At 62.3% G+C, this 26,050-nt stretch carries 30 protein-coding genes, 1 other RNA gene and 1 pseudogene; 12 read left to right on the forward strand and 20 right to left on the reverse strand.

The features are described 5' to 3' along the window. Window positions 1-15: 15 nt before the first annotated feature. From KJP29_RS08190 to mgtE, 5 genes are all read right to left on the reverse strand, one after another. Complete coding sequence (locus KJP29_RS08190) at window positions 16-1,794, reverse strand: SLC13 family permease (RefSeq protein WP_218463098.1); 1,779 nt, start codon at window positions 1,792-1,794, stop codon at window positions 16-18. 25 nt (window positions 1,795-1,819) lie between these two features. Continuing rightward, complete coding sequence (locus KJP29_RS08195; RefSeq protein ID WP_218463099.1) at window positions 1,820-2,746, reverse strand: DMT family transporter; 927 nt, start codon at window positions 2,744-2,746, stop codon at window positions 1,820-1,822. After that, a complete protein-coding gene (locus KJP29_RS08200) occupies window positions 2,743-3,552 on the reverse strand; it encodes a TIGR00282 family metallophosphoesterase (RefSeq protein WP_218463100.1) in 810 nt (269 codons plus the stop codon). The genes KJP29_RS08195 and KJP29_RS08200 overlap by 4 nt, the downstream gene beginning before the upstream one ends. Window positions 3,553-3,667: 115 nt before the next feature. Beyond that, window positions 3,668-4,222: a 5-formyltetrahydrofolate cyclo-ligase gene (locus tag KJP29_RS08205; RefSeq protein ID WP_218463101.1), complete on the reverse strand. Its 555-nt coding sequence runs from the start codon at window positions 4,220-4,222 to the stop codon at window positions 3,668-3,670. Between the two features lie 67 nt (window positions 4,223-4,289). After that, entirely contained in the window at window positions 4,290-5,684 is a 1,395-nt protein-coding gene (mgtE, locus tag KJP29_RS08210; RefSeq protein WP_218463102.1) for a magnesium transporter, read from the reverse strand. A gap of 113 nt (window positions 5,685-5,797) precedes the next feature. Between mgtE and guaD the strand changes: the two genes are divergently transcribed. Beyond that, window positions 5,798-7,084 carry a guanine deaminase gene (guaD, locus tag KJP29_RS08215; protein ID WP_218463103.1) on the forward strand — a complete coding sequence of 429 codons (1,287 nt, stop codon included), beginning with the start codon at window positions 5,798-5,800 and terminating at the stop codon, window positions 7,082-7,084. Here the strand turns inward: guaD and KJP29_RS08220 are convergent. From KJP29_RS08220 to KJP29_RS08240, 5 genes are all read right to left on the reverse strand, one after another. Further along, complete coding sequence (locus KJP29_RS08220; protein WP_218463104.1) at window positions 7,081-7,503, reverse strand: CAP domain-containing protein; 423 nt, start codon at window positions 7,501-7,503, stop codon at window positions 7,081-7,083. The two genes, guaD and KJP29_RS08220, sit on opposite strands and share 4 nt — an antisense overlap. Beyond that, window positions 7,500-8,840, reverse strand: coding sequence for an 8-oxoguanine deaminase (locus KJP29_RS08225; RefSeq protein ID WP_218463105.1), 1,341 nt, complete (start codon window positions 8,838-8,840; stop codon window positions 7,500-7,502). Before KJP29_RS08225 ends, KJP29_RS08220 begins: the two co-directional genes overlap by 4 nt. Further along, window positions 8,837-9,631 carry a histidinol-phosphatase gene (gene hisN / locus KJP29_RS08230; protein WP_218463106.1) on the reverse strand — a complete coding sequence of 265 codons (795 nt, stop codon included), beginning with the start codon at window positions 9,629-9,631 and terminating at the stop codon, window positions 8,837-8,839. The genes KJP29_RS08225 and hisN overlap by 4 nt, the downstream gene beginning before the upstream one ends. A gap of 55 nt (window positions 9,632-9,686) precedes the next feature. Next, complete coding sequence (locus KJP29_RS08235; RefSeq protein WP_218463107.1) at window positions 9,687-10,058, reverse strand: helix-turn-helix domain-containing protein; 372 nt, start codon at window positions 10,056-10,058, stop codon at window positions 9,687-9,689. A 417-nt stretch (window positions 10,059-10,475) separates the two neighbouring features. Beyond that, a complete protein-coding gene (locus KJP29_RS08240; protein WP_218463108.1) occupies window positions 10,476-11,360 on the reverse strand; it encodes a LysR family transcriptional regulator in 885 nt (294 codons plus the stop codon). Between the two features lie 123 nt (window positions 11,361-11,483). Between KJP29_RS08240 and KJP29_RS08245 the strand changes: the two genes are divergently transcribed. Both KJP29_RS08245 and KJP29_RS08250 read left to right on the forward strand, forming a co-directional pair. Next, window positions 11,484-11,699 carry a DUF1127 domain-containing protein gene (locus KJP29_RS08245; protein WP_218463109.1) on the forward strand — a complete coding sequence of 72 codons (216 nt, stop codon included), beginning with the start codon at window positions 11,484-11,486 and terminating at the stop codon, window positions 11,697-11,699. A 183-nt stretch (window positions 11,700-11,882) separates the two neighbouring features. Continuing rightward, window positions 11,883-12,662 carry a Bax inhibitor-1/YccA family protein gene (locus KJP29_RS08250; RefSeq protein ID WP_218463110.1) on the forward strand — a complete coding sequence of 260 codons (780 nt, stop codon included), beginning with the start codon at window positions 11,883-11,885 and terminating at the stop codon, window positions 12,660-12,662. Window positions 12,663-12,779: 117 nt separating this feature from the next. Here the strand turns inward: KJP29_RS08250 and KJP29_RS08255 are convergent, their stop codons facing one another. From KJP29_RS08255 to rpmG, 3 genes are all read right to left on the reverse strand, one after another. Beyond that, window positions 12,780-13,259 (reverse strand): GNAT family N-acetyltransferase, encoded by a 480-nt coding sequence (locus tag KJP29_RS08255; RefSeq protein ID WP_218463111.1) that lies wholly within the window; start codon window positions 13,257-13,259, stop codon window positions 12,780-12,782. Continuing rightward, on the reverse strand, window positions 13,256-13,558 hold the full coding sequence (locus KJP29_RS08260) for a hypothetical protein (protein ID WP_218463112.1): 303 nt from the start codon (window positions 13,556-13,558) through the stop codon (window positions 13,256-13,258). The genes KJP29_RS08255 and KJP29_RS08260 overlap by 4 nt, the downstream gene beginning before the upstream one ends. Window positions 13,559-13,629: 71 nt before the next feature. After that, window positions 13,630-13,797, reverse strand: coding sequence for a 50S ribosomal protein L33 (rpmG, locus tag KJP29_RS08265; RefSeq protein WP_039682682.1), 168 nt, complete (start codon window positions 13,795-13,797; stop codon window positions 13,630-13,632). Between the two features lie 221 nt (window positions 13,798-14,018). Between rpmG and KJP29_RS19425 the strand changes: the two are divergent. The 4 genes and pseudogenes from KJP29_RS19425 to KJP29_RS08280 all read left to right on the forward strand — a co-directional run. Further along, window positions 14,019-14,585 (forward strand): annotated as a pseudogene (locus KJP29_RS19425) (cupin domain-containing protein); the annotation flags it as partial. 33 nt (window positions 14,586-14,618) lie between these two features. Further along, entirely contained in the window at window positions 14,619-14,969 is a 351-nt protein-coding gene (locus tag KJP29_RS19430) for an AraC family transcriptional regulator (RefSeq protein ID WP_315898836.1), read from the forward strand. Window positions 14,970-15,108: 139 nt separating this feature from the next. Further along, the gene (locus KJP29_RS08275) at window positions 15,109-15,474 is read left to right on the forward strand and encodes a hypothetical protein (protein WP_218463113.1); all 366 of its coding nucleotides are present in this window, start codon (window positions 15,109-15,111) and stop codon (window positions 15,472-15,474) included. A gap of 105 nt (window positions 15,475-15,579) precedes the next feature. Further along, complete coding sequence (locus tag KJP29_RS08280; protein WP_218463114.1) at window positions 15,580-16,056, forward strand: YHS domain-containing (seleno)protein; 477 nt, start codon at window positions 15,580-15,582, stop codon at window positions 16,054-16,056. 63 nt (window positions 16,057-16,119) lie between these two features. Here the strand turns inward: KJP29_RS08280 and rnpB are convergent. The 6 genes from rnpB to KJP29_RS08310 all read right to left on the reverse strand — a co-directional run bounded on the left by rnpB (window position 16,120) and on the right by KJP29_RS08310 (window position 20,612). Further along, window positions 16,120-16,508: RNase P RNA component class A (rnpB, locus tag KJP29_RS08285), an RNA gene on the reverse strand. Between the two features lie 117 nt (window positions 16,509-16,625). Then, the gene (locus KJP29_RS08290) at window positions 16,626-17,243 is read right to left on the reverse strand and encodes an N-acetylmuramoyl-L-alanine amidase (RefSeq protein ID WP_370630852.1); all 618 of its coding nucleotides are present in this window, start codon (window positions 17,241-17,243) and stop codon (window positions 16,626-16,628) included. Between the two features lie 47 nt (window positions 17,244-17,290). After that, window positions 17,291-18,106 (reverse strand): hypothetical protein, encoded by an 816-nt coding sequence (locus tag KJP29_RS08295; protein ID WP_218463115.1) that lies wholly within the window; start codon window positions 18,104-18,106, stop codon window positions 17,291-17,293. 34 nt (window positions 18,107-18,140) lie between these two features. Further along, entirely contained in the window at window positions 18,141-19,625 is a 1,485-nt protein-coding gene (gene gatA, locus KJP29_RS08300; RefSeq protein ID WP_218463116.1) for an Asp-tRNA(Asn)/Glu-tRNA(Gln) amidotransferase subunit GatA, read from the reverse strand. Beyond that, on the reverse strand, window positions 19,625-19,912 hold the full coding sequence (gatC, locus tag KJP29_RS08305; RefSeq protein WP_218463117.1) for an Asp-tRNA(Asn)/Glu-tRNA(Gln) amidotransferase subunit GatC: 288 nt from the start codon (window positions 19,910-19,912) through the stop codon (window positions 19,625-19,627). Before gatC ends, gatA begins: the two co-directional genes overlap by 1 nt. Before the next feature lie 52 nt (window positions 19,913-19,964). Further along, complete coding sequence (locus tag KJP29_RS08310; RefSeq protein WP_218463118.1) at window positions 19,965-20,612, reverse strand: ceramidase domain-containing protein; 648 nt, start codon at window positions 20,610-20,612, stop codon at window positions 19,965-19,967. A gap of 335 nt (window positions 20,613-20,947) precedes the next feature. Between KJP29_RS08310 and KJP29_RS08315 the strand changes: the two genes are divergently transcribed. Continuing rightward, window positions 20,948-21,640, forward strand: coding sequence for a metal-dependent hydrolase (locus KJP29_RS08315; protein WP_218463119.1), 693 nt, complete (start codon window positions 20,948-20,950; stop codon window positions 21,638-21,640). Window positions 21,641-21,673: 33 nt separating this feature from the next. Here KJP29_RS08315 and KJP29_RS08320 read toward each other — a convergent pair whose 3' ends face one another. Next, window positions 21,674-22,123, reverse strand: a complete 450-nt coding sequence (locus KJP29_RS08320) for a nucleoside deaminase (protein WP_218463120.1) — start codon at window positions 22,121-22,123, stop codon at window positions 21,674-21,676. Between the two features lie 56 nt (window positions 22,124-22,179). Here KJP29_RS08320 and KJP29_RS08325 point away from each other — a divergent pair, with 56 nt between their 5' ends. The 4 genes from KJP29_RS08325 (at window position 22,180) to KJP29_RS08340 (ending at window position 26,022) form a co-directional block, all read left to right on the forward strand. Beyond that, window positions 22,180-22,980, forward strand: a complete 801-nt coding sequence (locus KJP29_RS08325; RefSeq protein WP_218463121.1) for a pseudouridine synthase — start codon at window positions 22,180-22,182, stop codon at window positions 22,978-22,980. Window positions 22,981-23,221: 241 nt separating this feature from the next. Beyond that, window positions 23,222-23,905: a M23 family metallopeptidase gene (locus tag KJP29_RS08330; RefSeq protein WP_218463122.1), complete on the forward strand. Its 684-nt coding sequence runs from the start codon at window positions 23,222-23,224 to the stop codon at window positions 23,903-23,905. Between the two features lie 4 nt (window positions 23,906-23,909). Beyond that, a complete protein-coding gene (locus tag KJP29_RS08335) occupies window positions 23,910-24,809 on the forward strand; it encodes a 5-bromo-4-chloroindolyl phosphate hydrolysis family protein (protein ID WP_218463123.1) in 900 nt (299 codons plus the stop codon). 16 nt (window positions 24,810-24,825) lie between these two features. Next, window positions 24,826-26,022 carry a toxic anion resistance protein gene (locus tag KJP29_RS08340; protein ID WP_218463124.1) on the forward strand — a complete coding sequence of 399 codons (1,197 nt, stop codon included), beginning with the start codon at window positions 24,826-24,828 and terminating at the stop codon, window positions 26,020-26,022. Window positions 26,023-26,050 lie beyond the last annotated feature (28 nt).

The following is a 26,050-nucleotide window of genomic DNA, read 5'->3' on the forward strand; positions in this document are numbered from 1 at the left end:
GCGCGGACCGGTACACTAGAGCGGCCAGATGAAGGGAATAACAGCAGAGGCCAACAAACCGACGCTCAGGTTCAACGGGATGCCAACCCGCATGAAATCGGTGAACTTGTAACCTCCCGGACCGTACACCAGCATGTTGGTCTGGTAGCCGATTGGTGTGGCAAAGGACGCGGATGCCGCCACCATCACCGCGACCACCAGCGGTCTGGGGTCGATGCCAAGTGCTGTCGCAAGACCGATGGCAATGGGTGTGACCACAACAGCCACGGCGTTGTTGCTGACCAACTCGGTCAACACCGACGTCAGCAGATACACCGCCCAGACAATCAGGAATGGCGGCAGGACCATCAACCCTGGCGCAACCACATCGACGATCAAGGCAACGGCCCCCGTTGCTTCTAGGGCCGCACCAATGGCGAGCATTGAGAAAATAAGCGCCAACAGACGCCCGTCGACAAAAGAGAACGCCTCGTCCGCATCGATGCAGCGGGTGATCAGCACTGTGGCCACGGCCAAGACGGACAGCATCAGGATGGGTGCCACGCCAAAGGCAGCCAAAACCACAATCCCCAGAAGCGCGGCCAGCGCGATGGGCGCATGACTTCGGCGAAACTCCCGTTGCGACGGCTTTGACACGTCAACCATGTCCATTTCGCTGGCCAACCGCTGAATGTCCTCCGGCGCGCCTTCCAACAACAGCGTGTCGCCAATCTTGACGACGAGCTCGTCAAGCTGGCGTCCGATGTTCTGGTTCCGGCGATGCACGGCAAGAGGATAGACACCGTAACGGCGACGCAGCCGCAGCGCCCCCAGGCTTCGGCCTACCATCCTGCACCCGGGCGTAATCAGCACCTCGACTGTCGTGGTCTCGACCGAGCCAACCTGGTCGATCCGCTTCAGTTCCTTGTTGCGTTGCAAGCTCAACAGTTCGGTCATCTGCGTGCGCAAGACCACACGGTCACCAACCTGCAACTGAACACCGGCCATGTTGCGGCGCAGGGACTGATCGCCCCGGATCACGTCGATCAGGCGCACACCGTCCCGCTTGAACAGCTGCACACCCGTCACGTCGCGGCCAACCAGGTTGGATTCCGGTGGGATGACGGCCTCGGTGAAAAACTTCATGCGGCTGCGATCACTGAGCAAGCCTGCCATGCTGTCCCGTTCCGGCAACAGCATGGGGCCAAAAAAGCGCAGATAGATCATCCCCCAGACCACGAGAATGACACCCAGCGGGGTGACTTCAAAGATGGTGAAGGGCTCCATGCCCTGCGTCCGCGCAACGCCGTCGACAAGCAGATTTGTTGATGTTCCGATCAAGGTCAGCGTGCCCCCCAGGATCGCCGCATAGCTGAGCGGGATCAACATCTTGGACGGGGCAACCCCCATGGTCTTGGCCAATTGGATGATGACAGGGATCATCACTACAACCACCGGCGTATTGGACACGATGGCCGAACTGAGAATGACAAACGCCATGAGCATGACCACCGCAAGCGCGGGATTGCTGCGTGCCTTGCGATCCGCCAACCCGGTAAACGCATCCAGCGCACCGGTTCGCACCAACGCCCCCATGATGATGAACATAGCTGCAATCGTCCACGGGGCCGGGTTCGACAGGACACCCAACGCGTCCTCATACGGCAGCGCGCCTGACGCCAACAACAACGCCGTGCCGGTGATGGCCACAACCTCTGTCGGAAACACCTCGCGCAAAAACAGCACAAACATGATGCCGACAACCACGAGTGTCAGAATGGCATTGCCGGTTTGCGAAAGCTCGATCAGCCCCATAGTCTTGCCTTTGTCCGCGCGCAGATCAGCGCACACTGTCCCCCAAGGGACCCGGCTCTTCAACCCGGCTCCTGCGCGGTTGCACCAAAAACATGCCCAAAAGCATCAAGACAAGCGCGAGCCAAACCGTTGGTGCATAATCTTCACTCAGGATCAGGCGCGCCCAGAACACACCAAAGAGCGTGACCAGAAAACTGACCTGCACCGCAAAGACTGGACCCGCCCGTCCGACCAGCCAGACATAGCCCGCATAGACCAGCACATGGGTCGTCCCGCTCAGGACCAGCGCGGTTTCGGCCGCACCGTAGGAGAGGCGCGGATCAATCCATTGGCCGCTCAAAAGCGCCAGCGGCAGGACAATGGACGCGCCCACGATAGATGCGCCCCACAGCACCTGGATCGCGTCCAGACCCGCCGTGCCCCAGCGCGCCACGTAGTTGCCCTCGAATGCGTAGAACAGGCCGGAGATGAGGCCAACACACACCCAAAAAACCGGTATACTACCCGTCACACCGGCACCGGGCAGCACGATCAGCATCACGGCCGACAGTCCCACGCAAAGGCCACCGAACCGTCGCCACTCGAACCGGTCGAGGCCGAGGGACAATGCAATGGGAAAGGCCCAGATGGGTATCATGCTCAGCAGAATGGAAAGGATGCCCGACGGCAGGTGCACCGCCGCCTGGTAGCTGGCCGAATTGGGCAAGACCGATCCAATCAGCGCGATCACGACGTAGACGCGGATCTGCGCTGCCCCCAGCGGCAGACGGACACCGCGCAAGGTAGCCAGCGCGGTCATCACCACCGCTCCGATTACCAACTGCCAGAAAAGCAGGCCGAAATGCTGGTAGCCGGTGCTGACTGCGATCTTGGTCAAGGGCATTGTCAGCCCCCACCCCGCCCCCAGCAGGACAAGGACGGCTGTAAATCCAAGCGCCGCGCGACCCGTCACGGGCCGCTGGCCCTGAGCAGCCCTCCGTCGCGCACCATTTCGATCCGGGTCGCGCGGCCGTCGTCACCCGTTTCGACATAAACACCCGACAGCGTGGCAGGGCCAAGCGCGGGCGCAAACCGTTCCTTGGGCATACCGGTGATGAAGCGACGCAAGGGCTCGTCCCGCTGCATCCCAATGACCGAATTGTAGTCCCCGCACATGCCCGCGTCGGTCAGGTAGGCGCAGCCTTTCGACAAGATCATGGCATCCGCAGTTGGCACATGGGTGTGGGTGCCGACCATCAGGCTCGCGCGTCCGTCGCACCAGTGCCCCATCGCCATCTTCTCGGATGTGGCTTCGCAATGGAAATCGACGATGATCGCGTCGGCCTGTCCGCCCAGCGGGTGGGTGCGGAACACGGTTTCAAGCGCCGAGAACGGATCGTCAAAGGGCCGCTTCATGAACACCTGACCAAGCGCTTGTGCGACCAGCACCTTCTTTCCGCCCCGCGCCGTGAACAGCCGCGCACCCTTGCCCGGTGCCGCCTTGGAGAAGTTCAGCGGTCGAATGATCCGCGGCTCCTCCGCGATGAAGCCCAGCATGTCCTTCTGGTCGAACGCGTGATCGCCCAGGGTGACGCAATCGGCGCCTGCCTCAAGCAGCACCTTGGCATGCGCGCCGGACAGCCCCATGCCCGAGGTCGCATTCTCACCATTGACGACGACGAAATCGAGGTCCCAGTCGGCGCGCAGACGCGGAAGGTGTTCGGTGATCGCCTGACGGCCCGCGCGGCCCATCACATCACCCAGGAAAAGCAGTTTCATACCTGCCCCATATGCCCCGACGCACGGGAACGGCAAGCGAAATGCACCAGTCCACACGCCTTCCCTGTTTTCAACAAATCCCGGGGGACGGCCGCAGGCCGGGGGGCTGGCCCCCTCAGACCTCGATGATGTCGCTGTCGGTCACGATCATGTCGAGCGTCTGATCGGTCGGCTCAAGCGGCAAATCAGGCATCTCCTGCGCCCCATAGGCAAACCCGATGGCCAATGTCGCGCGTTTGGCCCGGAGACCCTCGAGAGTGCGGTCATAGAACCCGCCGCCATAGCCCAACCGCCCACCGGCGCGGGTAAAGGCGACAAGGGGTACAATGACGATCTCCGGTTCGATCAGATCCTCGACAGCCGGAACCTGCGCGCCGAACGGCCCTTCGGCCATTGGCGCATCGGGTGTCCAGCGCGAAAACACCAGCGGCTGCCCTGCTGCCCGGATCACCGGAACGGCCACGGGCCCATGTGCGGCGGCTTCCGCCATCGCAGGCAGAGGATCAATCTCCGACCGGATGGGCATATAGCCGGACAGGGGCACACCGCGATAGCCAGCGAGCACCGAGGACAACAGGCCGGAGGCCCCTCCCGCATCCAGATCAAACGCGGCCTTGCGTGCCGCGAAAGCAGCCTTGCGGATCGTGGCCTTGTCTTCGCTCAAATCCATACGCACATCTCTACGGGACGGTGGGCGGGGCGACTTTGCGCGCAAGCGCAAACAGCGTCCGCCCCCGTCACAAAAGCACCGCGGCCGCGAGACCCAGGAAGGCAAAGAACCCAACCACATCCGTCACCGTGGTCACAAATGCGCCCGACGCCAGCGCCGGGTCGATCCCGATCCGGTCAAGGACGATGGGAATGCCTGTCCCCGCCAAGCCCGCCACAACCATGTTCACCACCATGGCAGCGGCAATCACGTAGCCCAAGGCGGGCGAGCCGAACCAGATGATGCCGACGACGCCCATGACAACGGCAAAGACGGCGCCGTTGATCAGTCCCACCAGCACTTCGCGACGGATAACCCGCCACACGTTCGCGCCGGTCAGGTCCTTGGTGGCCAGCGCCCGTGTCGCCACGGTCAGCGACTGCGTGCCGGCATTGCCGCCCATCGATGCAACAATCGGCATCAGCACGGCCAGCGCCACGATCTGCGCGATAGCCGCGTCGAACTGTGCAATGACCAACGAGGCGAGGATCGACGTCACCAGGTTCACCGCCAACCACGGGATACGCCGCTTCGTCGTCTCGCGCACGCTGTCCGACAGCGCCGATTCCTCGCCCACACCCGCCAGACGCAGGATGTCTTCCTCGTGCTCTTCATCTAGCACCGCCATCGCGTCATCAATAGTGATCAGACCGATCAACCGCCCCTCGTCATCCACGACCGGGGCCGAGATCAAGTGGTACTGATTGAAGGCATAGGCCACATCGCTTTCATCCTGATTGGCCGGGATGACCTGAAACGTCTCCTCCACCAGATCGGCCAGCGGCACCTCGCGGCGCGAGCGCATCAGCTTGCCCAGGGTAACATTGCCGATGGGGTGCAGGCGCGGGTCCACCAAAACGATGTGGTAGAACTGATCGGGCAATTCATCTTCATCGGCGCTGCGCAGCCGGTCGATGGCTTCACCGACGGTCCAGTGCTCGGGCGCCATGACGACCTCGCGCTGCATGAGGCGACCGGCAGAATATTCGGGGAAGGTCAGCGATTGCTCGACCAGCGCCCGGTCAGTGTCCTCGAGCGCGTCAAGGATCTGCTCCTGCTGCGCGTCGTCCAGATCCTCCACCAGATCCACGACGTCATCGCTGTCCAGATCACGCACCGCCTCTGCCAGAACGGCGGGCTTCAGGACCCCAATCACCTCTTCGCGGATCGACTCGTCCAATTCGCACAGGATGTCGCCATCGAACTCGCGGTCATACAGCCGGATCAGGCGCGACCGATCAAAGGCGTTGATCTGCTCCAGAAGGTCGGCAATGTCGGCCGCGTGCAGCGGCTCCATCAGCTTGGTCAGCTGATCGCGATCTTCGATATCGACCGCATAGAGGATCGCGGAAACGTCCTTGCGTTCAAGGACATAGGCGTTTTCGTCCTGGCCGGGATCGGGCACGTCGGTCTGATCTGACATGGCCTGCATCTCCCTTCCTTGACGTTCGGACAGACCATAGGGCGCACCCCTTGGGCTGACAATGGGCCGCATTTCGCTTTGCGCTGTTCCACCCGCCTCGGCATAAGGCGGGGATGACACATGCACAGCTTTTGACCGGCCATGTCCTGACCTTCTCCGACGACCCTTTCGTGGTGCCGTGGGCCGAGGCCGTGCGGATCGAGGAAAGCAGCGCCGTGCTGGTCGAGGACGGTCGCATCGCGGCTATCGGCACCGACGCCATCGAACGGGGCGCAGGCGCCACACGCCACGACTACCCGGGCCACCTGATCTGCCCCGGCTTTGTCGACGCCCACGCGCACTACCCCCAAACGGCCATCATCGCGTCATGGGGCAAACGCCTGATCGACTGGCTCAACACCTATACCTTCCCTGAGGAAATGCGCTTTGGCGATCCGGCCTACGCGCGCGACACCGCAGAGCGCTATCTTGATCTGCTGCTTGATCACGGCACCACGTCGGTGGCGAGCTTCTGCACCATCCATCCGACAAGCGTGGATGCCCTTTTCACCGCCGCGGCGGACCGCAACATGGCCGTGGTTGCGGGCAAGACCTGCATGGACCGCAACGCGCCCGACGGGCTGCGCGACACGGCGCAATCTGCCTATGACGACAGCAAGGCCCTGCTTGAGCGCTGGCACGGCCAAGGCCGCGCGCGTTACGCCATCACGCCGCGCTTTTCCCCCACCTCGACCGAAGATCAACTGGCCGCCCTGGGCGCGCTTTGGGCCGAATGTCCCGACGCCCTGATGCAAACCCACCTGAGCGAACAGGTGGACGAGATCGCATGGGTCCGCGGCCTCTGCCCACAAGCGCGCGACTACCTCGACACCTACGAAGCGCATGGACTTCTGGGCGCACGCGGTCTTTACGGCCATGCCATCCACCTTGAGCCGCGCGAGATTGACCGGTTGCGTGAAGTTGGTGCGGGGCTCGTGCATTGCCCAACCTCGAACACCTTCATCGGCTCGGGCCTCTTTGACCTGATGGGCCTCACGTCTCAGCGGCTGCGCGCGGGCCTTGCCACGGACACGGGCGGCGGTTCATCCTTTTCCATGCTCCGCTCCATGGCAGCCGCCTACGAAATCGCGCAATTGCGGGGGGTCGCGGTCCATGCCGCGCAGCTTCTGTGGCTTGCCACGGCAGGGTCCGCACGCGTGCTGCACCGACAGGATGAGATCGGACAGATCGCTCCGGGCCATATGGCCGACCTGTGCATTCTGGACCTCGCCTCTACCCCTGCCATCGCGCAGCGCCACGCGCGGGCGGATGACATATGGGATGCCGTCTTTCCCACCATCATGATGGGCGATGACCGGGCTGTGGCCGATGTCTGGATTGCAGGCGAGCGACGGACCTAGCAGGGCGCGGCCAGCACCATCACCCAGATGTTGCCAGGGCTTTGCGCCAGCCCCACCGCCTGCGCCTGACGGTGCAGGATGTTGCGGCGATGCCCGCGCGACGCCATCCACGACGCCATCACTTCGGTCAGCGACCGTTGGCCGGAGGCGATGTTTTCGGCCCCAAAACAAAACCTGTATCCGCCGCGCTTCAGACGCTGGCCGATGTCGGACCCGTCCGAGCCTGTGTGCGAGAAGAACCCGTTGGCTGCCATATCCTGCGCATGCGCCTGTGCAACCTGCTCAATCGTTGCATCATAGACCAGCGGCGCACGGTTCTGTGCAGCGCGTTCGGCATTGATGGCCGCCAAAGCAACCGGATCGGCCGAAGCGATAGTGCCGAGAAGAGCAAGCACCCCAGTCAGGAAAACGTATCTCATATCGCCTCGCTCAACGCCTTGGCTAACGCATTCTGCCGCGTGATGGCCGAACCCAGATCAAAGGTCGTCACCTGCCCGCCCCGCACGATCTGCCGCCCCTCGACAAACAGATCGCGCACGGTTGTCGGCCCCGCCAGCAAAAGGGCCGCGGGATCCCAACTGCCCGCGGCCTCGATCCCGCTCACATCCCAGACCGCCACATCGGCACGTGCGCCGACCGACAGGCGCCCGCACTCCGGCCTGCCCAAGACATCGGCCCCGCCTCGCGTTGCAATCTCCAGCGCCTCTTGCGCGCTCATCGCATCCGCGCCACGCACCACGCGCTGCAACAGCATCGCCTGTCGGGCTTCAGCCACAAGGTTGCCCGCATCATTGCTGGCCGAGCCATCCACGCCCAGCCCCACGGTCACCCCCGCGTCCCGCATCGCACGCACCGGCGCGATGCCCGACCCAAGTCGGCAATTCGAACACGGACAATGGGCGACACCGGTGCCTGTCCGGGCAAAGAGATCAATCTCGGACGGATCGAGTTTGACACAATGCGCATGCCAGACATCCGGCCCGACCCAGCCCAGATCCTGCGCATACTGGCCGGGCCGACAGCCGAACTGTTCAAGGGAATAGGCGATGTCCTCGTCATTCTCGGCCAGATGCGTGTGCATCATCACGCCCTTGTCGCGGGCAAGCAGCGCCGTGTCTCGCATCAATTCACGACTGACAGAAAACGGAGAGCAAGGTGCCACGCCAACACGACACATTGCACCATAGCCGTCGTCATGGAAGGCATCGATAACACGCACCATGTCTTCCAGGATCGCGGCCTCCTCCTCGACCAGCGCATCCGGGGGCAAGCCCCCCTTGCTTGTGCCGATGCTCATGGCACCGCGGGTCGGATGAAAGCGCAGGCCCACCTCTGCCGCTGCAGCAACGGTGTCATCAAGCCGCGCGCCGTTGGGGTAAAGGTACAGATGGTCCGAAGATAGCGTGCAGCCCGACAGGGCCAGTTCCGCAAGGCCAATCTGCGCGGAGACATACATATGTTCAGGAGTGAACCGCGCCCAGATTGGATAGAGTGTCTGCAACCACCCGAAGAGCAGCGCATTCTGCGCCAGCGGAACCGCCCGCGTGAGTGTCTGGAACAAGTGGTGATGCGTGTTGACCAGACCGGGCGTGACGACGCACCCTTGCGCATCGACCACCTCGCCGTCCGTCGACAGGCCTTGACCGACTTCAACCACCTGACCGCCCCGCAACCTCAGATCGGCATCACGCAAGACGCGCCGCTCATCATCGACGGTCACCAGATGCGACGCGCCACGGATCAGGATTTCGGTCAAATGTAGCCTGCCAGTATGTCGAGCGCTGCGCGATGCACATCCGGATGCGATGCAGCAACAACACGTCCGCCATCGTGAACGGGCTGGCCGGACCAGTCGGTGACCACACCACCCGCTGCCTCGATCAGGCCAATTGGCGCTTGGATGTCGTAACTGTTCAGGCCCGCCTCGATCACCAGATCAATCTGGCCGCTGGCCAGCAGGGCGTAAGCGTAGCAATCCATTCCGTAGCGCACCAGCTTGACCCGGCCCGCGACCGCTTCGAAGCCTGCGCGTTCGACCGGGCGACCGACTTCGGGGAATGTCGTGAAAAGGACAGCATCAGAAAGGTGGCGCGGGGCACGGGTGAAAATCCTGTCCTCACCAAGCGGACCCTTGAGCCAGGCCATACCATCAGAGCCCCAAAAACGCTCGCCGATGTAAGGTTGGTCGATCATGCCAAGCGTCGGTCCAGCCGCATTGCCCACCGCAATCAGAACACCCCAGGTCGGTGTCCCCGAGACAAAGCCGCGCGTGCCGTCAATCGGGTCCAATACCCAGGTCAGTCCGCTGTCACCTGTCTGCGCACCGAACTCCTCACCGACGATCCCGTCCGCTGGTCGCATGTCGGCCAGAACTGCACGCATAGCCTGTTCTGCTGCACGGTCAGCGACGGTCACCGGATCGTACCCGTCCGCATCCTTGTTTTCCGTGCCAAGATCCGCGCGGCGGAAATGCGGAAGAATGGCAGACGCCGCAGCGTCAGCCATAGCGTGCGCCACGTCTGTCAATTCAGGAAGAAGTTGTTTCATGAACATCGGGTGCCAGACTGACACCCTCAGTGCAACAAAAGACTGTCTTGCAACGTCAGGCGACGTCCGTCAGGACACGGGCTAGCTCAAACAGGCGACGCCGTTGCGCTTCCGGAATGGCGTAATACGTACGTACCAACTCCATCGCTTCCTTGTCGCTCAGCATATCCGTGGGGACATTGCCCGTCGCTTCAGGCTGCGCGCCGTCGTCTTTCAACCCTTCGAAGAAAAACGCGACAGGGACGCCCATGGCCTCGCCAATATCCCAAAGGCGGGATGCACTGACGCGATTTGCGCCCGTCTCGTATTTCTGGATCTGCTGAAATTTGATGCCGACCATATCTGCCAGCTTCTGCTGGGTCATACCGATCAGCCATCGGCGTTGTCGGATACGTTTGCCGACATGAACGTCCACCAGATGTGCCATCTAAATCCCAACCTTGATACTTAGTGTTGCGTCGACGCGAGAGATGCCGGGTCAAGCATCACGCGTCATCGTGGGTAGCTTGTAAGAGAATAGTCGGTAAGTTGAATGTTTTCAATGAAATCTACCCGCAACGCGCGAATGCGCTCACGAACAGCGACCGCAACGGGTACGGTTTTGAGCAAATACAGTTCAGCGGAGTACGTTTTGCACCCTTTCGCATCATCTCAGGATTACCGAGTTTGTTTTCGCTGTTCAACACGTTACGCGCTAAAGATGACCCCAAATTGCTACCTATAATTGAAAAATGGCATTGAAGCCGTTAACAAAAGTTAAGGATCTGATCATGTGGTCAATATTCAGGCACACCTCCACCCGGTCGGCCAGTTTTCGCTGACATCTTTGATTCGCCGCGTGGCCTCAGCGGCCGGAAACAGCCCGCAAGGCGACCCCATCGCTTGCCTGAAAGGCCCGACGCAGGAAACCGACAAGGGCATCATGCACTTCGCCTGTGGCCCCGCCCGCTCCGTACAGATTGATGCTGTGAGCCGGCAGATCGGGAAGCGCACCACCATGCTCGATCCGATCGAGATGCGGCGGCTCCGTCCCCTCGATCATGGAGTGCACGGCCAAGTCCGCGGCGACCGTCGCCTCGATCGTTCTATCGCTTTCGGTCTCAACCACCACATCCCAGGCGATACCAGCAGCATCCAATTGTTCAACAACGCGCGGGCGGAAGGTGCATTGACGGCCAAAGGCGAGTTTGAGGGGGCGTTGCCGCCACGCGGACCCACCGGGCGCTCCAACCCAGAACAGGGGTTTGGTGCACAACTGCTCGCCCCCCGCGTCAATTCCGGTTTCCGTTGTCAGAATGATATCACAGGCCCCCTTGGCAAACTCCGCCTTCAACCGCCGGGTATAGGAACTGTCGAGTTGCACCTTGACCCGCGGAAAAGCGGCATGGAACTGCTTCAGGACCCGCGGAATGGCGGGATAGACGATGTCATGGGGCACACCGAGGGTTATCTCACCTTCATACGCCTGATCGGTCAGACGTGTGATCACTTCATCATTCAACGCCACCATCCGTCGCGCATAGACCAGCAACTGCTCGCCTGAGGCCGTCAACGCAATCGTGCGGCCCGACCGGTCAAACAGATCAAGACCCAACAATTCTTCCAGCCGCTTCAACTGCATGGACACGGCCGACTGCGTAAGATGCAGAAATCCGGCGGCCCGTGTCACCCCACCGCTTTCGGCAACCGCAACAAAGGATCGAAGCGTGGTGACATCCAGATTTCTCATATCATACATCCTGATGGGTTACATCAAAAACATTCGTTTTAAGAATGCGCCTTCCTCGACCATATACATCAACAGATCTGATGAAAATATCGAATTGCATCACGAATTGAGAAAGGAAGACCCATGGCCCTCACCGATGTCAACGCACGCACCGTTACCGGCAAACCTCACGATCGGCGCTCTTTTTCGCTACACACCCTGTTCAACGTCTGGAAATCCCGTCGCGCTCTGGCACGCCTCGACGCACGTGGTCTTGAGGACATCGGGCTCAACGCCAACATGGCGGCGCGTGAAAGCGCGAAACCGATTTGGGATGTGCCTGCAACCTGGCGCGATTGATCCACAAAACAGACTGTGCGGCATTTAAGACAAAAACGGTCGGAATGTCGCACCTCAGCTGCTCAAAACCCTTTAAAAACTCTTGAATGACAGGGGCAGTGACCCGATATTTGACCCAATGCGGGCGGAAATCCGCGACCGGTGGCACCGCCACCGGCTTTTGTATCAATTTGGAGGTCAAATATGGCTGAGTTGAATACGATCCGGTCCGCGGCCGGTACACGCGCCGCCCAGATCGATGCGGGCCTGCGCGCCCACATGAATAAAGTTTACGGCACGATGTCCGGCGGCATGCTGATCACGGCACTTGCAGCCTGGGCCATCGCTGGTCTGGCAGTGACGTCAGATCCGACCGGTGCCACCGTCGCATTGCGCGAAGGCCAGTACCTGACGGGCCTGGGTGAAGTGCTCTACACAACGCCGCTGCGCTGGGTCGTGATGTTTGCACCGCTGGCCTTCCTGCTCTTCGGCTGGGGCGCACTGATGCGCCGCGGCTCGGCAGCCGCCGTGCAGCTCGGCTTCTTCATCTTCGCCGCCGTCATGGGCGTGTCGATGAGCTCGATCTTCCTGGTGTTCACGCCCTACTCGATCACGCAGACCTTCTTGGTCACGGCGATCGCCTTCGCGGGTCTCAGCCTCTACGGCTACACCACCAAGAAGGACCTGTCCGGCATGGGCACGTTCCTGATGATGGGTGTGATCGGCCTGATCGTCGCGATGATCATCAACCTGTTCCTGCAATCGGGCGTGATAATGATGGCCATCTCCGCCATCGGCGTCCTGATCTTTGCAGGTCTGACAGCGTTCTACACGCAGGACATCAAGAACACCTACATCGCCCACGCATCGCATGGCGATCAGGACTGGTTGGACAAGGCCGCCATCGACGGCGCGCTGAGCCTCTACATCTCGTTCCTGAACATGTTCCAGTTCCTGCTCATGTTCATGGGTCAGCAGGAATAGGCTGCGCATCAAGCACAAATGTAAAAGGCCGGTCCAAAGCGACCGGCCTTTTTCTTTGTCGGGTCGGTGGGTGGGCGCCTTTTGCGCGGACCGCGCAAAACAGAGCACCCGGCGACATCACAGGCTCTGCGTCATCCGTACGGAGGGAAAGACGATCCCATCGCCCAACGGCACATCAATCAGCCCAACCTGTCGAAACCCCACAGCTTCATAGAACGGCACCGCCGTGCGGGTGGCCCAACACTCCATCCGTGTGGCCCCCTTAGCAAGCGCGACGTCAAAACAGTGCTGCATCAGTAGCCGCCCCACCCCACGCCGCAGCGCCCGGTCATCGGTCACGACGTGCCGGATATGGCCCAGGCCGGACTCCTTTCGATCCGGTGTCCACCCGCCTGCACCCAGCACGACGCCCTCCTCCTCAACCACGTAGTATGTGCCACACGCCAACAGATCCGGTTGCGCCCGGCTGATGATGGGCAACGCCGTGACAAGCACCGAGGGTGGATAGTCGGCCTTGAGCAGCTTGGGATAGGTGCGCGCCAGCAGCGCGTCCACGGCGGCCAAATCCGCCTTGGTTGTCGGTCTGATCTGCATCATGCCTCCTCCCTCTCATCCGTATCCGCATGAGACAAATCATAGATGTAACTCTTGCGCCCCTTCGCCGTGACCCACGGCCCCTCGGGCGGGCACATGCCCTGCTCTGCCACCGGCATCTCCCATGTCCGGCCCACAAGGGCGCCGGTCTGCGGATCGCGCATGATCCAGCCAAGGCGCGCCTCCCATACCACCGTCAGGTCAGGTCGATCCGCGCGTCGATAGCAGCGCACCGCCCGTGGGTCGCGCGCAAAGCGGTATACGAGGCCATCCGACCGGCGGGTGAGCGTAAAGCTGTCCATGGTCCATCTCCACAAAAGAAAAAGGCCGCGTCCCGGAGGGCGCGGCCTTTGAATTCGAAAGAGGGGCGATCTTACTTGATCTTGCCTTCCTTGTATTCGACGTGCTTGCGCGCCACGGGATCGTACTTCCGTACGACCATCTTCTCGGTCATGGTGCGTGCGTTTTTCTTGGTCACATAGAAGTGGCCGGTGCCTGCGGTCGAGTTCAGGCGGATCTTGATCGTGGTTGGCTTGGCCATGTTCTGTCTCCTGCATCGCCAGAAAAGCCTGCACGGCCCGCCAGCGGGAAATTCGTCTTGAACCGCGCTTTTACCCGCGCCCTGCCCCGAGTCAAGCCCGCCCGGGACCCACATGCGCAACTATTTTGGCCGCCAGCGCAGCCATGCGCTGTTCGTCCACAATTTCGTGCCGTTCGTTCCGGATGCTGGACAGTCAGGCAGGCACATGCCTATTTCAAGGCATGCTCGATCCTCTCAGCGATATCCTGACGCGGCTCACGCTTCAGGGCACATTGTACTTCCGCACCGCCTTTTCCGCGCCCTGGGGCGTGGGCGTGCCGTCCTACAAGAACGTGGCGCGGTTCCACTACGCGGATCGCGGCGACTGCAAGGTGCGCATCGCGTCCACAGACACCATTGTCCACGTGCGCCAGGGCGACCTGATCATCATCCCCCACGGCGCCGCGCACGATCTGCTGAGCGCGGAGGGCGCAGACCGCGGCGTGCCCCCACTTGAATCCGTGCTCGAAGAAGCCGGATAAACCGGCCGCGGCGTGCTGGTCTACGGGGGTGAGGATCAGACCCGCACCACGCAACTGATCTGCGGCCACTTCTCTTTGGCCGACCGCGCCTCGCACGTGCTGATCGACAAGCTGCCCGATCACATCCTGATCGAGAATTACGGCGAAAGCGCCGGGCGCTGGATGGAAACGTCTCTGCGGATGATCGCATCCGAAGCAGGGCAGGACCGGATCGGCGGCGACCTGATCGCGCAAAAGATCTCCGAGGTCATCTTTACCCAGGCCCTGCGCGCGTTCATCGAAACGGATGCCGCAGCGCAATTGGGCCTTGCCGGCTTTGCCGACCCCAACATCTCGCGCGCGCTCGATGCCTTTCACCGCAACCCCGCATCGCAGTGGAGTGTCGAAGACCTCGCCCACGCCGCCGGTCAGTCCCGCACCGCCTTTGCCGTGCATTTTGCCGACAAGATGGGGGTCACCCCCATGCAGTACCTGACCGAGTGGCGGATGCAGATCGCACAGCAGGACCTGCAGGACACCAACAAGTCCATCGCCGACATTGCCTATGACGTCGGCTATGCCTCGGATTCCGCCTTTGCCCGCGTATTCAAGCGCGAAGTAGGCCAAAGCCCTGCCGCGTTTCGGAAGAATCGAACAAAAAATCCGGCTTGAACTGCACTTTCGTTCGCAGATTTGAACGATCTGTCGGTTTTGCTGAACGCTCGCAAATGGAACCAACCCGCCAAAACGCACACATTCCTCTCACAGAAGCGGGCACTGACGCGCTGCAGATCAGAGGAAAGGACCGCTCATGTCACTGCGTTTTGTTACCAAGGAAATCCACGCCTATCTCGACTACCCCGTTGCCCTCGGCCTGATGGCGATGCCCGCCCTGCTGGGCCTTGGCAGCAGCCACATGCTGGCCTTCTGGCTTTCGGTCGCCACCGGTGTGGCCGCCGTCGGCCTGACCATCCTGACGGACCACCATCTGGGCCTGATCCGGGTCCTGCCCTACAAGCTGCATCTGGCCGTTGACGGTGCGGTGGGTGCGGTCTTCCTGATCGCACCCTTTGCATTGGGCTTCTCGGGTCTCGACGCCGCCTATTACTGGCTCATCGGCGCCACGGTCATGGCTGTCGTATCCCTGCACCGAGGCGAAACGCCCGCACTGGGCTGATCCACCACTCCATTTACCAACATTTCACAGCTTTCACCCCTGGCGCAGCGATGCGCCAGACCACCCGGGCTTTGCCCACACTCCGCTGAAACGAAAGGAAATCCCATGTTTCGCACCCTGACCATCGCCACCGTCGCTGCCCTCTCCATTGGCTCTGCCGCCCTGGCCGCAGATGAATACAATGTCTCGACCGGCCTGACGGCGGCAGGCGCACCGCTGGGCCTGCACGGCGTCGACCCGGTGGCCTTCATCGCCACGGGCAATCCGGTCGAAGGCTCCGCCGCCCACGCGGCCGTGCATGACGGTGTCGCCTACCGCTTCGCCTCCGCCGACAATCTGGCCGCGTTCGAAGCCGACCCGGCATCCTACCTGCCGGAGAATGGTGGCTTCTGCACCTTCGGCGTGTCAGTCGGCAAGAAGTTCGACGGTGATCCCGACTACGCCGCCGTGATCGACAACAAGCTCTACGTGTTCCTGAACGCCGACATCTTCGCGGCCTTCAACAAGGACCGCGCAGGCACGATCACCAAGGCGGCCACCAACTGGACCGATATCCACAGCGTGGCTGTCGAAGACCTCTGATCCGTCAGCCAGGTCTTGGATATCGAAGCGGGCAAGGGCATGGGCCTTTGCCCGTTTTTTCATGCGCGCGGAGGGGCTGTAAGCCGGATTCTGTCTAGGCAGGTTGCCCTGCCCGAGATGACCATTCATCTTGGGATGCTGTTGCCAACATCCCTCTAGCTGCCAACCCGGACCTGCTGGGGCAGAAGCAGCCCCGGACCGTTGCCGGCCCACGCGGTCCCTATTTGGCATTGCTCCCGGTGGGGCTTGCCGTGCCCGGTCTGTTGCCAGCCCGGCGGTGGGCTCTTACCCCACCGTTTCACCCTTTCCCCGGCGCACCGGGGTAGTCTGTTTTCTGTGGCGCTGTCCGTCGGGTTGCCCCGCCCGGGTGTTACCCGGCACCGTTGCTTCTGGGAGTCCGGACTTTCCTCTCAGGTAGGTTGCCCCACCCAAGCGGCCATCCGCCCCTCCGCGCCGGACGCGCATACGTGCGGAACCGGGGGTGCGTCAATGGGTGGTGTTGCGCGGGTTGTGGATGCGGGAGCCTCCGGCGGGAGTTTATTTGGCAAGATGAAGGAGGATCGCAGCGCTCAGGTGGAAACCCTCGTTTTGCCTTTCAAAGCAATAAAGTCCGCGGGATCAAGTGGCCCGGTCGCAACGGGCCGATGGCGCAGGCGCACCGCCGCGAGAAGGGCTTCATCCGAGGCATCGGCAGTGTACCCGGCAACGCGCGCGACGTGCCGGAATGCGTCACTGCCCTCGCCGGAGGGCGAGATCTTCGCCACAGGCCGCGCCGCCAAGCCCCGCGCTTCCAGCCGTGCCCAGTCAAAGAACGGTCCCGGATCGAACTTGCGCCCCGGCGCCATGTCGGAATGCCCGATGACGTTCCGGGCCGGGATCGCCCACGCAGCAAGAATGCGCGCCAAAAGCCCCTCAAGGCTCTGCATCAGCGGTTCCGCAAACGGCCCCTGCCCGTCATTGTCGAGCTCGATCCCGATGGACCGCGAGTTGATGTCGGACAGCCCGTCCCACTCTCCCGCACCCGCATGCCATGCGCGCAGCCCTTCCGGCACCAATTGGGTGACACTGCCCGATTTACAGATCACGTAGTGCGCCGACACCTCAGCCGTTGGATCACAAAGCCGCTCAATGGCCTCCTCCGCCGTCGCCATCGCGGTGTAGTGCAGCACCACATGCGTCGGTCGCAACCCGTCCCGCCGCGGCCCGCAATTCGGCGAAGGATGCTGATGCAGGATCAGTTGCCAGCCGCCCGGCGGAATGGTGCCGGGTCCCAGCCGCAGGCATAGCCGTCGCCATCCGGATCCAGCCCCTTGCGATCGCGCTGCGGCCCACCGGAGGCGAGGAAGTCGATCTGCGCCTCGTCACTGGAGTTGTAGACCGCGCAATTGCGCTGAAACTTGGCCGCCGACGCGACCGAGAACCGGCGATGCATCTGCGTGCCCTTCGGATGGCGGGTTTGCAGGGCATATTGGACGACATTCGGCTGCGCACTGCCCGCCCGCGAGGGCAAGGCCGTGGGCTGCACCACCTGATATTGCTGCCGGTTCGCTTCCAGACGGGCCGCATCGCTTGCGATGGATTCGCGCGACGACACCGCATCGAAATTGTTCTCGTCCGATATGCCCGGATTGTTCAGGATCACGGGCGCCGCGTTCGACGGGCTCGCGTTGACCACGGTCTGCCCGGAATTGGCCCGGGCGGCCGCCGCATCATTGTTCGCCGCAATCTGCGCCAGCTCCGCATCCAGGCTGGCCGGATTCGATACCGCACGCGGCGTTTGCGCCGTGGCCGGCCGCGCAGGCGCACCTGCCACAGGCTGCTGCCCCGCAGGGGGCAAGGGTTGCGTGCCAACCGGTGCAGCGGGCTGAACCGCCGGACCTGTCAGCTGTGCGTCGCGGGCCTCGCGCGCGGCCAGCGTGTTGGGGTTGTCAAAGCCTACGCCACGTCCAGGATCGGCAAAATCACCCGGATTGCTGTCTGGGATCGCGGGCTGACACGCGGCCAGTCCGGCCACGGCACCCAGCATCAGGAAACTGCGGAAACTCATCATCTGCTCTACCCTTTTGGGTTTTGGTCGAACGGGATTACCACCATTTCTGCGGTTTGGCCACAAAACCGGCCCGTGCCTCCAGGGCATAAGCGGTGTTCAGCAAATCCCCTTCCTCCCATGGACGGCCAATCAACTGCAGGCCCAACGGCAAACCCTGCGCATCGGTTCCCGCAGGCACGGCGATGCCCGGCAGGCCCGCCATGTTGACGGTCACGGTGAACACGTCGTTCAGATACATCTGCACCGGATCATCCGACGCCTCGCCCAACCCAAAGGCGGCAGAGGGCGTCGCAGGCGTCAGGATCGCGTCGATCCCCTGGGCAAAGACGTCCTCAAAGTCCTTCTTGATCAGCGTCCGCACCTTGCGCGCACGGTTGTAGTAGGCGTCATAGAACCCGGCACTCAGCACATAAGTCCCGATCATCACGCGGCGCTTCACCTCGTCACCAAAACCCTCGGCCCGGGTCTTTTCATACATCTCGGTGATGCCGTCGCCCTGATCCAGCTTGGCGCGATGCCCATAGCGCACCCCATCATAGCGGGCGAGGTTCGAGGACGCCTCGGCCGGCGCTACCACATAGTAAGCAGGCAGCGCGTATTTGGTGTGAGGCAGCGAAATATCGACAATCTCCGCTCCCGCATCGGCCAGCATCTCGCGGCCTTGCGCCCAGAGCGTTTCGATCTCGTCCGGCATCCCGTCCATGCGGTATTCTTTGGGAATACCGATCTTCTTGCCCTTGATGTCGCCGGTCAGCATGGCCTCGAATTTCGGCACCGGCAGATCGACGCTGGTGCTGTCTTTGGGATCATGGCTGCACATGGTTTCCAGCATGATGGCCGCATCGCGCACCGACTTGGTCATCGGCCCCGCCTGATCCAGCGAAGACGCAAAGGCCACCACACCCCAACGCGAACACCGTCCATAGGTCGGCTTGATGCCGGTGATGCCGGTAAAGGCCGCAGGCTGGCGAATGGAGCCGCCCGTATCAGTGCCGGTCGCCGCCAGACACAGATCCGCAGCCACAGCACTGGCCGAGCCACCCGACGACCCGCCGGGGGTCAGGGCAGCCTCATCATTGCCGCGCCGCCACGGGTTCACAGCATTGCCATACACGGACGTCTCGTTGGACGAGCCCATGGCAAATTCATCCATGTTCAACTTGCCCAGCATCACCGCACCTGCATCCAGCAGGTTGCCGCTGACGGTGCTCTCATATTCTGGCAGGAACCCTTCCAGAATACGGCTCCCGGCCTGAGACGGCACACCCTTGGTACAGAACAGATCCTTGATCCCGATGGGCAAGCCGCACATGTCGGGCGCATCACCCGCCTTGATCCGCGCATCCGCCGCCTTGGCCTGCTCCCGTGCAATCTCGGGCGTGTTGTGGACAAAGGCGTTCAGCGCCCCAGCCCCTTCGATCTCAGTCAGGCACGCCTCGGTCAACTCGACCGAGGTCACGTCACCTTCGCGCAGTGCATCACGGGCTTCAGCCAGCCCCAGCTTGTTCAATTCGCTCATCACTCAACCACCTTCGGCACGGCAAAGAACCCCTCGCGGGCATCCGGCGCGTTGGCCAGCACCTTGTCCTGCTGACCACCATCCGTCACCTCGTCCACACGGCGCTTCAGGCGCTGCGGGGTCACGGATGTCATGGGCTCCACGCCCTCCACATCGACCTCGCTCAGCTGCTCGATGAAGCCGAGGATCGTGTTGAATTCGTCAGCCAGCGCCGGAAGCTGATCTTCCTCGACCTTGATCCGGGCCAGTTTCGCCACGCGGGCGGCGGTGCTTTGATCGATGGACATGAAATCCCTCTCTTGCGTCTTGAGGCGGCTTTATCGCGCGGCGGGTGTGCCTTCAAGCCTCTCGGGCGCGCAAGAAGCGCACATACACCTCGATCATCCAGCCCAGCATGACCGCGTTGAGGATATGCCACAGAAAATGCGTGCCCAAGGGGATCTGGTTGCACAGCATATCATCAACCGACCGCGCGGTCAGAGACACCAGCAGAATGACGGCGCCGATCACAAATCCGCGCGCCAGCGCAGGCGCACGGCGCCACAGGGCGACGGCATAGATCAGGATCAGCGCGGGGACAGGCAGATACCCCGCCGATACACCCAGCACGGGCACATATTGAAACAGCGGGACGGTTGCCGCGGCATACGGGAAAAACAATGCCGTCGCGCCCAGCGCCCAACCCGTCCGCATGCCCCAGACATCCCGGTTGATGGCGAAGATATATAGTAGAATGAACGCTGCAATCGGCGCCACATCCGCAATGGCCGACCACACCTGCGCGTGGGTGTGAAACAGGTAGCTGCCCAGCCCGATCAGCCCAAGGATGATGCAAAGCACACGGGCCAGCGGCACCCCCGCACTACGCCGCCACATCCAAAGGGCGGCAATGACAAAGGCTGCGTTGGTCACCGCATTCACCGGCTCGGCCCAATAGTCCGGCCCCAACCGCTCGCAATACCCGTCAATCTGGCGCAGCAATTCCATGCCCTGTCACCTACCCCTCCCAACGCGCCATTCAAGAGGGCACCGCACGTTGCGTTAACCCCTGCCCCACCGCCCGATGGGGGTGCACAGGGGGTGTACGGATGGTGCACGCGGGGTGACACCCTGTCTCCGCCCCTTAAACTCCGTAAAAATCAGGTAAATCCCGGCGCGAATCGCGCCGATCCGGGGCTCCGCCCATTCGGACCTCAAACACCGCCCCACGGTGTTTGCCGCTGCGCGGACCGGTCCGAATTCCCTGTTTCAAAAAAAATCCCCGCCGGAGGCTCCCGCACCCTGAAATCGGCGCTACACTCGCGTAAAACGGGAGACGCACCATGAACATCATCTGGCTCGGCCACGGCAGCTTTCGCATCGAAATCGGGGACCAGATCCTGCTGATCGACCCCTGGCTCACCGGCAACCCCATGCTTGCCGAAGACCAGCACGAGGCGGCCATCCAGGACGCCACCCACATCCTCGTCACGCATGGCCATTTCGACCACACCGCCGACAGCGTTGCGATCAGCCAGAAGACCGGCGCACCAGTCTCGGCCATCTTCGAGCTGGGCAACCTGCTCTTTGCCAAGGGCGCGATCCAAGGTCATGCATACGGTCGCGGCGGCACGATCAGCCTTGGTAACGTCACCGCGACCCTGGTGCCGGCATCGCACTCATCCTCCATCGGAGACGACGAGAACCCGCGCTATTCGGGCCAGGAATGCGGGTTCATCATTCGCGGCGAAGACAAGGTGATCTATGTCTCGGGCGACACTGACATCATGGCGGACATGTCGTGGATCGGCGACTACCACAAACCCGATATCGGCATCCTGTCGGCAGGGGGATATTATACCATGGACATGGCCGGCGCCGCCTATGCCGCCCGGCACTTCTTTCACTTCGATACTGTAATCCCATGTCATTACAGGACTTTCCCGCTCCTCGAACAATCGGCAGAGGTGCTGAAGGAGGGGTTGCCGGGCGTCAAGGTGATCGAGCCGGAGGTCATGCAGCCCATCACCCTCTGACACGGCACATCCCGAAGCCTTCAAAGGAAATAGCTACCGCCGAGATGCGAAAAACTGCTTCAACAGGTCCTCGGCCTCTGTCGCTGCAATCCCGTCATAGACCTCGGGCACATGATGCGCTTGGGGATGCGAAAACACCCGCGCCCCATGGGCCACACCGCCGGACTTGGGATCTGACGCGCCATAATACACCCGCGCAATCCGCGCCGCCGCAATCGCCGCCGCACACATGGCGCAAGGTTCCAGCGTCACGTAAAGATCATGGCCCACCAGCCGCTCCGACCCAGCATCAGCACAAGCCGCCCGGATCGCCAGAACCTCTGCATGGGCCGTCGGATCGTTCAACTCCCGCGTCCGGTTGCCCGCCCGCGCCACGATCTGCCCGGCAGGCGACACCACAACAGCGCCCACAGGCACCTCGCCCCGCGCACCCGCCGCCCGCGCCTCCTCCAGCGCCTGATCCATGAATGACCGAAACTCCATGGCGCTTCCCTGCCACGCCGCTTGCCTGCCGCGCAACCCGGCGGTAAGCCCGGCCCATGACCCAAGACACCCCCAAAGGCGACCGCATCGCCAAGGTTCTCGCCCGCGCCGGTATCGCCAGCCGCCGCGGCGCGGAAGATATCATCGCCGCTGGCCGCGTGAGCGTGAATGGCAAGCAGATCGACAGCCCGGCGCTGAACGTAACCGACAGCGACAAGATCACAGTGGATGGCAAACCCCTGCAAGCCCCTGATCCTGAAAGACTTTGGCTCTACCACAAGCCTGCTGGGCTGGTGACGACCACAAAGGATGAACAAGGCCGCAAGACTATCTTCGATGCCCTGCCAGACGACATGCCGCGCGTGATGAGCGTCGGACGGCTCGACCTCAATTCCGAAGGGCTCCTGCTGCTGACCAACGATGGCGGGATCAAGCGCAAGCTCGAACTGCCTTCGACCGGTTGGATGCGGCGCTACCGCGTGCGGGTGAACGGTCGGCCAACCGATCCGCAGCTTGAACCCTTACGCAAGGGCGTCACGGTCGAGGGCGAGCACTTCCAGCCCATGCAGGTCACGCTGGACCGCCAGCAGGGTGCCAATGCCTGGCTCACCGTCGGCTTGCGCGAAGGCAAGAACCGCGAGATCCGGCGCGCGATGGACAGCATCGGCCTCGCCGTGAACCGGCTGATCCGCGTCAGCTACGGTCCTTTCCAACTGGGCGAGTTGAAACAGGGCGCGGTCGAGGAGGTGCGCAGACGGATCGTGCGCGACCAACTGGGTCTTGATCCTGAACCAGAGACCGGTACGGCCAAACCCAAGGGCAAACCCCGCCGCACGCGCAAGCCGCCTCGACGGTAAGCTCATATGTGACACGCGGCGTGAAACTTTCCCCTTGTGCCCGTCATTTGCGCGTCACACCTCTCATGCAGTGGAGGGGACGCGCGCACCCCTAGTGCCGCACCCGCAAAGCGGCTATATATCTGATAGCCAACAGGGAACTACGGGATGGAGCCGACCGCTTTTCAGAAAATCGCCTTTGCCGCATTGCTGGCATTGATGTTCGGCGTGACACTGGGTTTGCTCGGTGGCCTCTGACCTGATGATGAAGCGTCAACCTCACCGTCGCTGCGCCCGCAGCGTTTTGAGTGGCAAAGCGGTGGCATTGATCAGCGCTCTGATCTGCACGCCCGATTCACCGCTGCTCGCGAGGAATGTCGGCGAAATTACATACCCGGCGGGCGCTCCGAAAATCATCTCGGACTTCCGGTCGCGCACCAACGTTCGCGGCGGTTTGCGGCTGTCAGTCCACCAAGGCATTGATTTGGCCGGTCCAAACGGCAGCCAGATCATTGCCGCAGCCGACGGGCGCGTACTTGAGACGGATGTCGGATCTTGCTGGGGGCCAACTGTCGTTATCGACCACGGCATCGGCCGGGATGGCAAGCCTCTGATTGCGGCCTACGGGCACCTTGGTCAAATGCAGGTCAAGTCCGGCCAGAGCGTACGCCGCGGGCAGTTGATCGGTACGCTAGGCAACAACCAGCGCGACTTCAGATGTATCGGCGGCGTGCGCCACCTGCATTTCCAGCTGGGCCGCGCGTGGCGCGGACCGGAAAAGGGCACGTTCTGGGGCCACATGCGCTATCTGCGGGATGGCAAACGAGGCACCAATCCGCATCAATACTGGGCAGACGGGCCCAATCGTGTCACCTGTTTCGACGCCGGACGCAGCTATCCCGCCGGAACGCTGACCTACCCCGTGCCCTGCGCCGGAGGAGCCTGAGACCATGGCCAAACGCTTTGGCGGCAAGTACAGCCCCGACCCGACCGACGCACCCGACACAGGCGACCGCCCGGCTTTTGATCGGGCCAAGGTGGACCCGGTTGGCGCGCGCGCCAACCTGATGTTCCTGCCCGCCATACCGATGGTGTTTCTGGCATTGAACGATGGGGCGACCGGGCTTGTGACCGCGCTGGTATCTGCCGCCGTGCTGACCGGCGGCGCATTCATGCTGCGCGAGGGGCTGAAGGCTGAAGCCGCATACCATACCCGCAAGGTCGCGCGCCGACCTGCCCTGCCGCGCAAGATCATCGCGGCCTTCCTCGTTGGTTTCGGCATCACGCTGGCTGCCTATCGCTCCGATCCGGGCATCATCGCACCTCTGCTCTACGGGCTGGCCGCCTTTGGCCTGCACTTGGCCGCTTTCGGCATCGACCCTCTGAAATCCAAGGGCCTCGAAGGCGTCGACAGCTTCCAACAAGACCGCGTTGCCCGCGTCGTGGATGGGGCCGAAGAGTTGCTGGCCGACATGCGCGACGCCATGAAGCGCGCCGAAGATCGCAAGATGGAACTGCGTCTCGACCAGTTCCAGACCACCGTGCGCGACCTCATCCGCACGGTCGAGGAAGACCCGCGCGACCTGACCGCGGCACGCAAATATCTGGGCGTCTACCTGATCGGTGCGCGCGACGCGACGATCAAGTTCGCCGACATCTACGGGCGCAGCCGCGACGCGCAGGCCCGCACCGACTACGCAGCCCTTCTGGACGATCTGGAAGAGAACTTCGCCGCGCGCACCCGCAAATTGCTCACCGAGGATCGCTCCGACCTCACCATCGAAATCGACGTGCTGCGCGACCGCTTGCAGCGCGAAGGCGTGCGCGTGTCGCCCGCCGATGACGCTTAACGATAAGGATCAAGTCATGTCCGAAACAGTTCGCCAAAAGGCCGAAGCCGCTCTTGCACAGGTCGAGGAAGTCACCGCCGTGGTGCTGCCCGAACCCAAGGACGCCAACGCGATTGTCCCGCTGGAACAGGCCGACGCGCCCGTTGGCACCGAAATCCGCGCCCGTATGGACGAGATCGACATGGAAGACACGCAATCCATCGTGTCTTTCGGCTCTGCCGCGCAGGCAGAGTTGCAGGAAATCAGCCAGTCCATGCTGCAGGACGTCCGAAACAAGGATGTGGGCCCGGCAGGCGACAGCTTGCGCAATATCGTGACCACAATCCGGGGCTTTTCGGTTTCCGAACTCGATGTCCGGCGCGAGCGCAGCTTCTGGGAGAAGCTTCTGGGCCGCGCGGCCCCCTTTGCCAAGTTCACTGCCAAGTTCGAAACGGTGCAGGGCCAGATCGACAAGATCACCGACGATCTGCTTTCGCATGAGCACACGCTTCTGAAAGACATCAAGTCGCTCGACCTGCTCTATGAAAAGACACTGCAATTCTACGACGAGTTGGCGCTCTACATCGCGGCGGGCGAGGAGAAGATCAAGGAACTGGACGACAAGGTGATTCCCGCCAAACAGGCCGAAGTGGATGCCGCCGCCGAGGATGACCAGGTGATGAAAGCGCAGGAACTGCGCGACCTGCGCGCCGCCCGCGACGATCTGGAGCGGCGGGTACACGACCTGAAACTGACCCGTCAGGTGACGATGCAATCCCTGCCCTCGATCCGGCTGGTGCAGGAAAACGACAAGAGCCTTGTCACCAAGATCAACTCCACCCTCGTCAACACCGTGCCGCTTTGGGAAACACAACTGGCTCAGGCCGTAACCATCCAGCGCAGCGCCGAAGCGGCGGCTGCCGTGCGTGACGCCAACGACCTGACCAACGAGTTGCTCACTGCCAACGCCGCCAACCTGCGCGAAAGCAACAAGGCGATCCGAACCGAGATGGAGCGCGGCGTCTTCGACATCGAGGCCGTCAAGCAAGCCAATGCCGACCTGATCGGCACCATCGAGGAAAGCCTGCAGATCGCCGACGAGGGCAAAGCCAAGCGTGCGGCTGCCGAGGAAGAACTGAAGAAGATGGAGGCCGAACTGCGCGACACACTTGCGTCGGCCAAGGCCCGCAAGGATGGCGTGGGCGACACCGCTGGCACTTCGGTTCCGAACTGACCGAAAAAACGATGCTCGGGGCACGGAT

It is taken from the genome of Maritimibacter sp. DP1N21-5 (assembly GCF_019218295.1).
Taxonomy (GTDB): domain Bacteria; phylum Pseudomonadota; class Alphaproteobacteria; order Rhodobacterales; family Rhodobacteraceae; genus Maritimibacter.

Excerpts from the sequence above, each read along its gene's own strand:
- KJP29_RS08190 (WP_218463098.1), bottom strand. The coding sequence starts at position 1,794 with ATGGGGCTGATCGAGCTTTCGCAAACCGGCAATGCCATTCTGACACTC.
- KJP29_RS08200 (WP_218463100.1), bottom strand. The coding sequence starts at position 3,552 with ATGAAACTGCTTTTCCTGGGTGATGTGATGGGCCGCGCGGGCCGTCAG.
- KJP29_RS08205 (WP_218463101.1), bottom strand. The coding sequence starts at position 4,222 with ATGGATTTGAGCGAAGACAAGGCCACGATCCGCAAGGCTGCTTTCGCG.
- mgtE (WP_218463102.1), bottom strand. The coding sequence starts at position 5,684 with ATGTCAGATCAGACCGACGTGCCCGATCCCGGCCAGGACGAAAACGCC.
- guaD (WP_218463103.1), top strand. The coding sequence starts at position 5,798 with ATGACACATGCACAGCTTTTGACCGGCCATGTCCTGACCTTCTCCGAC.
- KJP29_RS08220 (WP_218463104.1), bottom strand. The coding sequence starts at position 7,503 with ATGAGATACGTTTTCCTGACTGGGGTGCTTGCTCTTCTCGGCACTATC.
- hisN (WP_218463106.1), bottom strand. The coding sequence starts at position 9,631 with ATGAAACAACTTCTTCCTGAATTGACAGACGTGGCGCACGCTATGGCT.
- KJP29_RS08235 (WP_218463107.1), bottom strand. The coding sequence starts at position 10,058 with ATGGCACATCTGGTGGACGTTCATGTCGGCAAACGTATCCGACAACGC.
- KJP29_RS08240 (WP_218463108.1), bottom strand. The coding sequence starts at position 11,360 with ATGAGAAATCTGGATGTCACCACGCTTCGATCCTTTGTTGCGGTTGCC.
- KJP29_RS08245 (WP_218463109.1), top strand. The coding sequence starts at position 11,484 with ATGGCCCTCACCGATGTCAACGCACGCACCGTTACCGGCAAACCTCAC.
- KJP29_RS08250 (WP_218463110.1), top strand. The coding sequence starts at position 11,883 with ATGGCTGAGTTGAATACGATCCGGTCCGCGGCCGGTACACGCGCCGCC.
- KJP29_RS08255 (WP_218463111.1), bottom strand. The coding sequence starts at position 13,259 with ATGATGCAGATCAGACCGACAACCAAGGCGGATTTGGCCGCCGTGGAC.
- KJP29_RS08260 (WP_218463112.1), bottom strand. The coding sequence starts at position 13,558 with ATGGACAGCTTTACGCTCACCCGCCGGTCGGATGGCCTCGTATACCGC.
- rpmG (WP_039682682.1), bottom strand. The coding sequence starts at position 13,797 with ATGGCCAAGCCAACCACGATCAAGATCCGCCTGAACTCGACCGCAGGC.
- KJP29_RS08275 (WP_218463113.1), top strand. The coding sequence starts at position 15,109 with ATGTCACTGCGTTTTGTTACCAAGGAAATCCACGCCTATCTCGACTAC.
- KJP29_RS08280 (WP_218463114.1), top strand. The coding sequence starts at position 15,580 with ATGTTTCGCACCCTGACCATCGCCACCGTCGCTGCCCTCTCCATTGGC.
- KJP29_RS08295 (WP_218463115.1), bottom strand. The coding sequence starts at position 18,106 with ATGATGAGTTTCCGCAGTTTCCTGATGCTGGGTGCCGTGGCCGGACTG.
- gatA (WP_218463116.1), bottom strand. The coding sequence starts at position 19,625 with ATGAGCGAATTGAACAAGCTGGGGCTGGCTGAAGCCCGTGATGCACTG.
- gatC (WP_218463117.1), bottom strand. The coding sequence starts at position 19,912 with ATGTCCATCGATCAAAGCACCGCCGCCCGCGTGGCGAAACTGGCCCGG.
- KJP29_RS08310 (WP_218463118.1), bottom strand. The coding sequence starts at position 20,612 with ATGGAATTGCTGCGCCAGATTGACGGGTATTGCGAGCGGTTGGGGCCG.
- KJP29_RS08315 (WP_218463119.1), top strand. The coding sequence starts at position 20,948 with ATGAACATCATCTGGCTCGGCCACGGCAGCTTTCGCATCGAAATCGGG.
- KJP29_RS08320 (WP_218463120.1), bottom strand. The coding sequence starts at position 22,123 with ATGGAGTTTCGGTCATTCATGGATCAGGCGCTGGAGGAGGCGCGGGCG.
- KJP29_RS08325 (WP_218463121.1), top strand. The coding sequence starts at position 22,180 with ATGACCCAAGACACCCCCAAAGGCGACCGCATCGCCAAGGTTCTCGCC.
- KJP29_RS08330 (WP_218463122.1), top strand. The coding sequence starts at position 23,222 with ATGATGAAGCGTCAACCTCACCGTCGCTGCGCCCGCAGCGTTTTGAGT.
- KJP29_RS08335 (WP_218463123.1), top strand. The coding sequence starts at position 23,910 with ATGGCCAAACGCTTTGGCGGCAAGTACAGCCCCGACCCGACCGACGCA.
- KJP29_RS08340 (WP_218463124.1), top strand. The coding sequence starts at position 24,826 with ATGTCCGAAACAGTTCGCCAAAAGGCCGAAGCCGCTCTTGCACAGGTC.